The following is an 11330-nucleotide window of genomic DNA, read 5'->3' on the forward strand; positions in this document are numbered from 1 at the left end:
GTTGCACGCTCGCCGGCCCGAGCCTGGTCTCAACCCCGATTCGCCCGCATACAGCGACGCTCGGCAGCCGACCGTTCAACCGTGTGAACGCAACTGCTTTTTTTCCACCTTTCCGACAGATGTACGCGGCAGATCGGTCCGATACTCGATAATGGTCGGTACTTTGAATGGAGCCAACCGCTTTCGGCAGAAGTCGGTCAGCGCTTCCCTTGGCAGTTCGGCACCGGGAGTCAAGACCACGAATGCCTTGACTGCCTCGTCCCGAACGGGATCGGGCACACCGATCACGGCCGCCTCGGTAATCGCGGGGTGCGTCATGAGTACGGACTCGACCTCGGTAGCGGAGACATTTTCACCTGCGCGCTTGATCATGTCCTTCACGCGGTCGACGAAATAGAGATAGCCGTCTTCGTCAAACCTTCCGAGGTCGCCGGTATACAACCAACCGTCCTGAATCGCGTCAGCGGTCGCCGCCTCGTCCTTGTAATACTGCTTCATAAGTGTGTACCCGGGGCGGCCGTGCACCGCGATCTCGCCAACCTCGCCAAGCGCGACCGGTCGTCGATCCTTATCCACGAGACGGATCAGACGATCGGCGACCGGACGTCCGATAGACGGCCACCTTTGGTCGCCGAACACCGGAGTAGCCGAGACGACCGTCATCGCTTCAGTTAGGCCGTAGGCATTCATGAACCGAACGTTGAACCGGCTCTCGAACGCGACTTTCTGGTCGTCATTTATGTTGATGGCGTAGGTCACGCGACGAAGTTCATGGTTGCCGTCGTCCGAACGCTCAGGCTGTGCAAGTAACGTCTGTGCGATGGTCGACCCCATGGTTGCCTGCGTGGCACGATGACGTCGAACTTGGGCCATGAACTTTGATGCACTGAATGCCTGGAGGAAGATTGCGGTTGCGCCGAGGGTGAGCGCCGAAAGCATCGTCACCGATTGGGCATTGACGTGAAAGAAGGGCAGACACGTCAATAGTCGGTCGGACGGCTCCAGGCCCTGGATCATCGACTCTCGCTCGCCGGCGTGCAGGCAATTGGCGTGGGTCAGCACCACTGCCTTCGGCTGGGCCGTCGTGCCTGAGGTAAACAACATCTGGATCGGAGCATCAGGCGACTGGCTGATCTCGGGCGGTTGACCGCCCGAGACCGACACCTCGTCAAACCGGGTGGCTGTAGGCAACGGTTGATTCGCACCAATGACTATGACCGATCTGAGCGCAGGCAATTCGGACCGCAGCTCGTCATAGATCGAGAGGTACTCGGCTTCGGTAATGACTACCTCTGCATCCGAATGAGAGGTTACGTGATGCGTTTCCCGAGCTGAGCTCTGCGCAATGGTCAATACCGAAACCGCCCCGAGGCGCGCGACGGCGAACCAACTCATGAGGAGTTCTGGACAATTGCGCATGCGCAATGCGACCTTCGTGTCGGCCTTGACGCCGATTCTGTCCAGTCCAGCTGCTAGGGCCTCCACCGCGTTGAGCCATTCACCATAGGTGAAACTGCGCACCTGGCCTTCCGCATCCTCGAAAACGAGGAACTCCTTATCGGGATGAGCTGTGGCACGTTCTCGCAGTAGATCATTGATGTTGCGCAAGCCAATCAGGTCAACGGCATCCACACTTACCTCTTTTCGCCTTCGCCCTACTTTTACGATTCCTTTGCCCGTGGCTGCCATCGCTGGCTGTATTCGGTCATGGTTTGAGGACGATCTTTCCGAACTGATCGCTCGATGCCATTCCCTCGAAACCCGCGCGTGCCTCGGCAAGCGGGAGCACGCGATCGATCACCGGTCGGACGCCGCTCGTTTCGATGAACTTGAGTAGCCTTGTCAGTTCGTCACGGGTACCGACCATCGAACCCCGCACATTGAACTGCAGGTTAACTAACCGCGTCAGGTTTGTTCCGACATTGAATCCCGTCGTTCCGCCGGCAACAACAAGTGTTCCGCCGGCGCGTAATGACCGCATGGAGTGCTCCCATGTGGCCTCTCCAACTGTCTCCAGCACCACATCCACCCTCTTGGGCAACCGCGCCCCTGGTTCGAATGCCGCGTCCGCGCCCAACTGGATGGCGCGTGCACGCTTGCTTTCGTACCGCGACGTGGTCCACATCCGCAGTCCGGCCGCTTTTCCCAGTGCGATCGCGGCCGTCGCAACCCCCCCTCCAGCGCCCTGAACGAGCACGGTTTGGCCGGGATGTGCTTGCGCCTTGGTGAACAACATTCGGTAGGCGGTTAGCCATGCGGACGGTAAGGTCGCCGCTTCCTCAAAAGACAGTTGTGAAGGCTTGGGTACAAGATTGCGGCGCGGCACTGCAACACGCTGCGCCAGCGTGCCTTGGTGGAGATCAGACAGTAGCGAACCGTCTGGATCCAGGGTCTCGTCACCCCTCCACCCGTCGCTGGTGATCAACGGGTAGATGAGAACCTCGTTGCCGTGCTCGTCGACCCCGGCCGCGTCGGTACCAAGAACCATCGGAAGCTGGTCTGGCCGCAGTGTTCCGCCACGTAGTGCCCATAAATCATGGTGGTTCAGCGCGGCCGCGCGCACCTCGACGGTGACCCAACCCGGGGACCGCACAGGCTCCGGACGCTCTCCGACTTCCAGACCTGAGAGCGGATTGTCGGCCGAAAGTGCATTCGCGTATACGCTGAGCATGACTAACGCCCTACCGGCTGAGTCATGCGAGAATTGCCCTCCGGCACCGATGCCGCTAGTTGTGGTCGGTTCGCGGCCAAAGTCACTTGTCCTTTCCCCACAGATCCCGATTCCCATAGATCCCGGCCCGACCGTGTCGAACGCGTGAGCTGTGTCATCGGGGAGGTGGCCGGTCGGAACTCTGCGATCACAATGTGCCCGCGTTCGGTCCTGTTGTGACACCGCGCGCCAGCATCATCATATTTCTCCCGACGGTGGTAGTGCTAGTTCCACGCTATACTCTCTGGCCAGTATACCGTACCCTGCTCTGTCATCCAATCCGTGGCCCGTTCGGATCTTGCACAGGTCTCGCCCACGTTCCGAGATTCGGGGGAGGGAAACGAGGCGGGTCGGCAAGGAAGTTCGTTGCCGGCAAATAGGCAGCTAACCAACCCCATGAACGGGTAGGTTGAGGGCTTGGTGAAAGCGCTGGGTAGCATGACAATCAGCCAAGTCCGGCAGGCGGGCATGTGGCCCAGGAGCAGACAACCAACGCCGAGTGTGGGTTCAGTACCCGGGCAGCGAGTCGCACATCGCAACGACGTTGGTTGCCGCGTCCCGTCGGTCGTGGCGCTGTCGGAACGTCGGGTACGCGCCCCGCAGACATCTGCGATTGCCGGACATGCCTTCCAATAACCGCTACTATCCTTGGCAGGATAGTATACTTTGGTCTTCCCCCGACAGCCCTGCGGATCGCAAGTACGGCTGCGGTTCGCGCGGACCCGCACACGCCTCGCGACCGCACATCAGGGAACCTTAAAAAGGAGGCAGTAATGGCTAAACGAGTTCCGGTGCCAACAGATGTCGTGTCGATGAACCTTCTAAACAGAGTGGATTACGAAGACTCGTTCGCCAAGGACACGACGGTGATGCAGAGTGCCGAGGATTGGGCTCGGCTCTGCCTGGAGCAAGAGCCACCGGCTTCCCTTAAGGCTGCGCTGCTAATCTTGGCTCCGTTTCGGGCCCGGACCGACAAGCAGGATGGCGCCACGATTGCCGGCATGCGGGTGATCGACAATTCACCGGAGCACATCGTGCTCGGCTTCGGCGCAAAGAGCTGGACACCTCGAATTGTCTTTTCCGCGCAGCACGGCCAACTTTGGATGTCGACGTTGATCGAATTTGGTGGCACTGCGGGGCGCGTCGGTTGGGGTCTCATCTCACCAATGCATCGAAACACCGCGAAATCCCTCGTCGATCACGCGGTGAAAACTGCTGCGAGGAGGCTCGACGGCCCACGCTGACGCCTGCGGTTTCTCGCTGCATCCGCCGCCCGCCGACCGCCGCCCGCCACGCGAAAGTTCGATTCTCCACTATTGACACGGCGTGCGCGCCATCGGTAGACTGGCCCGACAGTACCCGAGGAGGTTTGTGTCTGGTCACTGCTTCGGTCGGTCGATCGACCTAAGGGTTGTCGTAGGGCAAAGGCCGACAGCGGATCTCAGACACCGGACTGGGGCCGCCTACATCCGTTCGGACGCGGTACGACGCCGGTTGATCTTTCGGGACCCTTCGTGGCAGTGCCTTACACAGGACCCACGGTAGATGACTCAAGGTTACATAGCACGTGGGCTTGAGCGACTCATCCTCTCCCGTACTTGGTAGCACTAGCAATAACGAAGATCGAGAACCGAAAAGTTAAGGAGAGACCGATGCCATCCAATGTCGCATCCGGTTCGGAGGACATCCACGATCGCCTGTTGATCGGCGGTGAATGGGTCGCCCCGTCGAGTGCCGAGAAGATCGACGTCATCTCTCCAACTACGGAGCAGCTGATCGCACGAGTCGCCACCGCCCAGAAAGCTGATGTCGATGCCGCAGTTGCTAAGGCACGCAACGCGTTCGACTCCGGACCTTGGCCTACGCTGACCCCGGCGCAGCGTGCCGAGTATCTGGTCCGCTTGCGTAAGGAAATCGAACACCGCATCGACGCGATGGCTGCAGCATTTACCGCTGACGTTGGCGCGCCGGTATCGATCGCTCTATGGGGCCAACAACTCGCATTACCGATACTCGAGGATGTTGCCAACCTTCATGAGCGCGTGGCGTTTGAAGAGGAGCGCGGCTGGGACGGAACGCGGCGCACAAAAGTAGTGCGCGAGCCGATAGGTGTTGTCGCAGCGATTATTCCGTGGAACGGTCCGGTAGCAGGGGCGGTGAACAAGCTCGCGCCAGCGCTTGCAGCGGGTTGCACCGTGGTCCTCAAGCCGGCCGAAGAGGGACTACTCAGCATCATGATCCTTGCAGAGGCGCTGGCCGCCACGGGTTTTCCACCCGGAGTGGTCAGCGTCCTGCCGGCCTCGCGCGAAGTGGGCGAGTATCTCGTCACGCATCCGGGAGTCGATAAAGTCGCCTTCACCGGAAGTACCGACGCCGGCCGACGCATCGGAGCACTATGTGGCGAACTTATACGGCCAGTAACTCTGGAACTCGGCGGCAAGTCAGCGGCGATCGTTGCCGACGACATTCCGCTCGCGGATGTCATTCCAACGCTGATCCAAGCGGGGTTCGGACACAATGGCCAGGTGTGCGCTGCACTGACTCGCGTCCTCGTTCCTCGTCATCGCCAGGATGAAGTCGTCGGGGCATTCGAGCAGGCACGCGCTCAGTTCACCGTAGGTGATCCCGCCGACCCCGCGACAATGTTCGGGCCGGTCGTATCTGAACGTCAGCGAGACCGAATCGAAGAGTACATCCGACTCGGGCAGGAGGAGGGTGCTCGCCTGGTGTTCGGCGGACAGCGACCTGCCGACATCGAGCGTGGCTGGTTCGTTGAACCGACTTTGTTCGCAGACGTCGACAACAGGATGCGCATTGCGCAGGACGAGATTTTCGGCCCGGTTTTAGTGATGATCCCGTTCGACGACATCGATCATGCCGTCGCGATCGCCAACGACTCTCGATACGGCCTTTCCGGTGCGGTCTTCGCTCGCGACGCAGCATTGGCAGAGCACATTGCGCGCGACATTGATACCGGCCAAGTCGGAGTCAACACCTGGGACTTGTGCAACGTTCAGCCATTCGGCGGTTACAAGCAGTCGGGCATAGGGCGTGAGGGCGGCGTCGAGGGGCTGCTGTCGTTTCTCGAGACCAAGGTGCTGCTATTCGCCTGAGTTCAGCGGCGTCTTCGGCAACGGCAAGTCGCAATGATTGGGTATGACCCGATGGCATTGAGCACTCGCGCACGGTCCATTGACGAAACTATTCCAGCAGCGCGCTAAGCTATTCACCATGCCCACGGAAGCGGATCCACTCGATTCCGCGCCTTCGGAATCTTCCGCCGCCCTACGTCAACGGGTGTTGACCACGGCAGCTGAACTGTTCGCGCGAAAGAGCTTTGCGGCGACAACGACCGAAGAGATCGCTGACTCCGTCGACGAACTTCGTGGAACGGTGTACTACCACCTGAAGAACAAGCAGTCAATCCTCGAAGCCATCCAGCAACGCCTCATGGACGAGTTGCTGAATCGACTCGTCGCGCATCAGGAGGAAGAGGGTAGTGCTACGGATCGACTTGCCCGCATGGTAACGACGCTCACCGACCTTTCGCTGAGCCACCCGAACGAGTTCGCTGCATCCCTGGAAGGTCTCAAGTATCTGTCGGGTAGCGCTCGTAAGAGAGCTGAACACCGGTCGAACGCGGTTTGCTTGGTCCTTGTCGATGCCATCGAGGAATCCCTGGCCGAGACCAACAACGAGCGTATCGACAGTGTCGTTGCAGCCACCGCCATCTTTTACACGCTTGCGACCGTCTACCGCTGGTATCGACCGCACGGTCGCCTCAAGCCCAGCAAGATAAGCAGCGAGATCTCGCGGTTGCTCCTAGGCGGTCTGGTCAACCGATAAGCCGTCAAACACCAAATCGACGATCTGCTCTGCGAGCTCATCCTGCGACCACGCCGCGCCCTCATTACGAACCCAGTAGACCATTCCATTGAGCATCCCAAGGATCGTGAATGCGCCGACCCCGGGATCCTGACCTTTATCGAAATCGCCGCCAGCTTGTCCATCCCGGATGATGCCGCTGACCAAAGCGACCCAGTCGCCACTTATCTCAGTGACGTGAGCCAGTTGCGAATCATCGAGGTGCTTCAATTCCTCCAGGAAAACGAGGTACTGAACCTGGAAGGTGAAAACAAGTTCGGCATATCCGATGATTGTCGCGCGCAGACGGGTAGTCGGCGAACCCTCAAGTGCGGCGAGTTCTTCGAAGCGCTTCCGGCTGACGTCGAGAATCGCCTTGCCGACCTCATACAACAGTCCTTGCTTGCTGCCGAAGTAGCTGTAGAGCGTCCGTTTCGTGACGCCGGCCTGTGCGGCGACTTCATCCGCGGTAGCCACCGGCCACCCCTTGCGGCCGAAAAGATCTGTAGCCGCATCCAGCACGGCCTGGCGCCTCTGTTGCGCGGCTTCGGAACGCATCACAGGCATCCTCTCTAAAGTAGCCCGAACAGTCAAAGACGGTACCTAACGAAATTTGCGCCTGCACCCGACACGCACGCACGAAGCGGTCATCCGATGGTGTCGTTGTCCGCCCTGAGGCTACCCTCGAATGACGAAAGTCGTTGCACTAGTGGCTGCTCTAGCGTTTAGGCCCACGCCTTATGTAATGTCGCCACCAGATCGTCGATGATTCCGGAGGCGCTCGGATTGGCAGCAAGCGTCCAGAAGAATCCGTGCAGCATGCCTTCGAACCGCTTCGTGGTGGTGGGAACCCCGGCTTCCTCCAGTCGGACGCCGAAATGTTCGCCCTCGTCGCACAACGGATCGTATTCGGCAGTTGCAATATACGTATTAGGCAAGCCCGCCACGTCGTTGGCCCGCAGCGGGCAAGCGTAGGGATCGTTATCCAGCGGTTGAGCACCCAAGTAATGGGCCCAGAACCAGATCATGTTGGCCTTTGTCAGAATGTATCCCTCGCCTTTATCCCGATAAGACTGTGTCTCGAAGTTGAAATCGAGGATCGGATATATCAGCAACTGCGCCGACAACGCGGGTCCCCCTCGGTCGCGGGCCGCTAACGCGACCGCGGCCGCTAGGTTGCCACCGGCACTATCTCCCGAAACAGCCAGCCGGCCGGGGTCGCCGCCGAACTCCGCCGCGTGCTCGGCCACCCATGCGGTAGCCGCATAGCAGTCGTCAAAGGCCGCCGGGTAGCGATGTTCCGGTGCGAGCCGGTAATCCACCGAGACCACTATTGCGTTAGCGGCTTTCGCGACTACGCGCAGCACGCGGTCCGGCACGTCCAGATCGGCGAGCACCCATCCACCGCCGTGGTAGTACATCAACACTGGGAGAACCTCGCCGCCGCCCGGAATATAAATTCGGATCGGAATTTCGCCCGCCGGGCCTGGGATCGTGCGGTTGATCACTGAGGCCATTTCGACGCGTTCTCCCTGCAGCGCCATTATTCCTTCGCGTCCAGAACTGCGCGCCGCGGGAACTGTCATTTCCTCGTACGACTTCACCCCGGCCTGATGCAATGCATTGAGCATCTGTACCGCTTCCGGGTGTAGTGCCATGATCTCCTCCAATACGACCAATGCGACCCTTTTTTGCGCCTTCGACGCGAACTGACGACCTAACTAGGTTCGGGGCCTACTGCAGAGCAGCTTCCAAATCAAGTTGCCTTGATTCGTGATAGTGGAAAAGTTTGACCTCACCGCCCACCCGATGCATGCCCATAGTTACCCGCATCTGACCCTCTAACGGTTTAGGCGCGTCCTTCACGTGAAACGCAATCGTGATGGTGCCGAACAGCAGCACGCCCCCGTCGAACTCGCACAACGTGTGTCCGAGATCCTGAACTCCAGTGATCTTCTCCACGTGCTCAGGGGCGGTGTTCCAGTAGTTTTCAATCGCCACCCACGACGTGAACGTCTCGGCCCGCTCTTCGGCTTGGTAGATGAGCGACGGATACGCTTGATCCCAGAGCCTTTTCATCGCCTCGCCGTCCACTCGGCGCCACGCCTCAAGCCAGTTGTTGTACAACGCTATTGCATCGTTCGCGACGGATTCGCTCATCCTGAGCGCCTCGCCACAGCCGATACCTCGAAACGCTGATTTTCCAGAATCAAGCGAGGCAGTGGGATCAATTCCGCGGCAGGGGTGGCTTCAGGCAACACCTCAAGCTTGACCCGGATCACCGTTTCGACGTCGCGGTTGAACGCCTCCTGTCCTTCATCACCGGGATCGGCGACGATGTACAGCACGACGTGTGCCAGATCTCGCTCGGTACAACCGGCCACATCAAGGCAGCGTTTGAGATTCTCAAACGACAGTCGGACCTGATCCTCGAACGACTCCTTGAGGAGCTTCATCTCTTTGCCCGTTGCGTACTGGCCAGAGATCCGGACGGTAAAGCCGTCATCGACAATCCATGCGAATCCCGGGAGCTCGTATAGGAACTCAGGGTTATAAAACTTCAGGCTACTCATCGCTTTCCTTGGTCGAGGTGAGTTCTGTTGTCTCGTGCACCAGGCGGCGCGGTCCTAGATCAGGTACTGCGGCACATCCTGAACGTTCAACTCGGTGCGGTACTGGCTGGGCACGATCGCCGACTTCGCCCTGAAGTGGGGAATGACATACTTGCCGATCATTTCGATATTGCGCATGTTCTGCTCGTGGCCGTACCCGTCGATGCGCATCGCGACCTCATCGAAGCCCAGCGCCTGCAAGCGCTCGATCGTCGCGATGAACTTGTCGGGCTTGCCGAGCAACACTGAGGGGGTCTTGTCCATCACGTATTCAAGATCGTCGCGATGTTCGTACACATCCTCGAGCTGAGCAAAAGCGGAATAACTCTCGGATGCTTTCACCAACGGTGCATACATGTGCATTCCGAGTGAGATAAAGCCCTCAGCAATGTGTCTTGCAGTCCGATAGGCGCGTTCCACGTCCGCGTCGCAGTTCGCGGTGGCGACGGCGTAGCCGAGCGAGTTCGTAACAGGGTAGGGAGCGAATGGCTCCGCGTTCTCGATTGCGCCCTTATAGAGTTGAGCGCACTTCTCGATGTACTCCCAACCGCCCCAGCTGTCGTGAGTCATGACCCCTAGCCCGTTGGCGCCGGCGATCTCACACGATTCCAGGCTGGTACCTATCACCATGACCGGAAACATCTCGTCGCGGTACAGCTTGGGCGTCACGGAACGAGGAGGAATGGTGTAATGCTGTCCCTTGAACTCGAACGGATCTTCAGTCAGCGCGCGAATTGTGGCCTCGGTACCTTCACGCCAGAGACTGCGGGTTTCGTTGGGATCGACACCGAAGACGTCGAGCGTGAAGGGACTGTTCGATCGAGCAGTACACAATTCGACCCGGCCGTCCGAGAGGATGTCGAGCGTCGCTAGCCGCTCAGCCACCCGCACCGGGTGGTTGAAGGGAAGCATCACCACTGACAGAAAGCGGAGCTTTATCCGCCTTGTACGTGCCGCCACCGCCGCAAAGAATGTTTCAGGCGCCGAGATGCTGCTAGTTGTCGGCAGGAAGTGCTGCTCGGAGACGCCCCAGAAATCGAATCCCAGCGAATCCGCAAACGCCGCTTCCTCGAGTTGTTCGTGATAACGGTGATAGTGCGTCATGCCATCGGGAGTGTCGGCCTCACTCAGCGTGCCAAATCTCACGATCGCCTCCCATGCGTCTTGTCAAGCTAATTGTATACTGACACGTCGGTATATGACGTTGCGCGCCAGCGTACAAGACGTTTTGAAAGCTGGTCAAGGGCTGCGACCGAAGGTGTCCGCGGAAACCGCGCCGACGGCGCGGCAATGTGCACTCCGCCGAACGACAGCCGGCGCGTACGCTTCAGGTTCACGATGGCCCGCTAGAGGCCTGAGGTGCATGAGACTCTCGGCGCTGCGCAGGACCGCGCGGTCATCCGGCGGGACTGCCCGGCGCCTCCGGTGACTGCACAGAACCCGCCGAGGAACTTCTCCTAGGAAGTGTGGCAGCCGCTTTCGCATGCACCCCAAGCAGAGTCAAGACCAGATCGATATATCGTTCGATAATCTCGATACGGGATAGATGGCCGCCGGGTGAGTACCATTCCCGAACTCCATTAAGCATGTCCAACACGGCCATCGTCGTGACGGCTACGTCGCGGACGTGGAAGTCGCCTGTGCGGCAACCTTCCTCGATCACCTCCCGTACAGCATCATGGTAGGCATACTGCAGCGCGACCCCGTGAGCCTTCTGCTCGCCGCTCAGCGCGTATCTAATCGGGTTGCCTACGAGCAGTTCGGGACGGCGGCCATCACTCATCTCGATGTGAGTGCGGACTGTCCGCCGGATGCGTTCCGTCGGGCTCAACCCGTCGTCTCGAAGTGTCGGTACGGTCGCCGCAATGAAGTCCGACATGAACCTGGCGACGATGGCGTAGAGCACTTCTTGTTTGTTGGTGAAGTGGTGATACATCGTCGACGACGAAATACCCACCGCCTCCGCGATATCCCGGATTGAAGTCGCACCGTAGCCGCGTTCGTAGAACAGTCGACTGGCATGAATGAGAATCTGATCTCGCAGCACCGGCCCTTCGTCAAGTGAGCGCTTCCTCGCCACCTGTCCGCCTTCCTCACACAGAGTTCGATCCGAGTCTAGGTACGCAACAGAGCCGCCTTTGACA

The 11330-nt window shown here is 59.4% G+C and carries 11 protein-coding genes; 3 read left to right on the plus strand and 8 right to left on the minus strand.

Going from position 1 to position 11330, the window contains the following annotated elements; all coding sequences use genetic code 11:
- Nucleotides 1–75 precede the first annotated feature (75 nt).
- Both ABQE89_RS05250 and ABQE89_RS05255 read right to left on the minus strand, forming a co-directional pair.
- Complete coding sequence (locus tag ABQE89_RS05250) at nucleotides 76–1632, minus strand: AMP-binding protein (protein WP_448414844.1); 1557 nt, start codon at nucleotides 1630–1632, stop codon at nucleotides 76–78.
- Nucleotides 1633–1705: 73 nt separating this feature from the next.
- On the minus strand, nucleotides 1706–2671 hold the full coding sequence (locus ABQE89_RS05255) for a zinc-binding dehydrogenase (RefSeq protein WP_448414846.1): 966 nt from the start codon (nucleotides 2669–2671) through the stop codon (nucleotides 1706–1708).
- An 812-nt stretch (nucleotides 2672–3483) separates the two neighbouring features.
- Here ABQE89_RS05255 and ABQE89_RS05260 point away from each other — a divergent pair.
- From ABQE89_RS05260 to ABQE89_RS05270, 3 genes are all read left to right on the plus strand, one after another.
- On the plus strand, nucleotides 3484–3954 hold the full coding sequence (locus ABQE89_RS05260) for a DUF2867 domain-containing protein (RefSeq protein WP_448414848.1): 471 nt from the start codon (nucleotides 3484–3486) through the stop codon (nucleotides 3952–3954).
- A 408-nt stretch (nucleotides 3955–4362) separates the two neighbouring features.
- A complete protein-coding gene (locus tag ABQE89_RS05265) occupies nucleotides 4363–5823 on the plus strand; it encodes an aldehyde dehydrogenase (RefSeq protein ID WP_448414849.1) in 1461 nt (486 codons plus the stop codon).
- A 118-nt stretch (nucleotides 5824–5941) separates the two neighbouring features.
- Nucleotides 5942–6556 (plus strand): TetR/AcrR family transcriptional regulator, encoded by a 615-nt coding sequence (locus tag ABQE89_RS05270; RefSeq protein WP_448414851.1) that lies wholly within the window; start codon nucleotides 5942–5944, stop codon nucleotides 6554–6556.
- Here ABQE89_RS05270 and ABQE89_RS05275 read toward each other — a convergent pair.
- From ABQE89_RS05275 to ABQE89_RS05300, 6 genes are all read right to left on the minus strand, one after another.
- A complete protein-coding gene (locus ABQE89_RS05275) occupies nucleotides 6533–7132 on the minus strand; it encodes a TetR/AcrR family transcriptional regulator (protein ID WP_448414853.1) in 600 nt (199 codons plus the stop codon). The genes ABQE89_RS05270 and ABQE89_RS05275 overlap by 24 nt on opposite strands.
- Nucleotides 7133–7299: 167 nt before the next feature.
- On the minus strand, nucleotides 7300–8232 hold the full coding sequence (locus tag ABQE89_RS05280; RefSeq protein WP_448414854.1) for a LipP1 family hormone-sensitive lipase: 933 nt from the start codon (nucleotides 8230–8232) through the stop codon (nucleotides 7300–7302).
- 76 nt (nucleotides 8233–8308) lie between these two features.
- A complete protein-coding gene (locus tag ABQE89_RS05285; protein WP_448414856.1) occupies nucleotides 8309–8734 on the minus strand; it encodes a nuclear transport factor 2 family protein in 426 nt (141 codons plus the stop codon).
- Nucleotides 8731–9147 (minus strand): Rid family hydrolase, encoded by a 417-nt coding sequence (locus ABQE89_RS05290; RefSeq protein WP_448414858.1) that lies wholly within the window; start codon nucleotides 9145–9147, stop codon nucleotides 8731–8733. The genes ABQE89_RS05285 and ABQE89_RS05290 overlap by 4 nt, the downstream gene beginning before the upstream one ends.
- Nucleotides 9148–9201: 54 nt before the next feature.
- Nucleotides 9202–10332 (minus strand): LLM class flavin-dependent oxidoreductase, encoded by a 1131-nt coding sequence (locus ABQE89_RS05295; RefSeq protein ID WP_448414860.1) that lies wholly within the window; start codon nucleotides 10330–10332, stop codon nucleotides 9202–9204.
- Between the two features lie 250 nt (nucleotides 10333–10582).
- Nucleotides 10583–11266, minus strand: a complete 684-nt coding sequence (locus tag ABQE89_RS05300) for a TetR/AcrR family transcriptional regulator (protein WP_448414862.1) — start codon at nucleotides 11264–11266, stop codon at nucleotides 10583–10585.
- Between the last annotated feature and the right edge of the window lie 64 nt (nucleotides 11267–11330).

Source organism: Mycolicibacterium sp. XJ1819 (assembly GCF_053483675.1).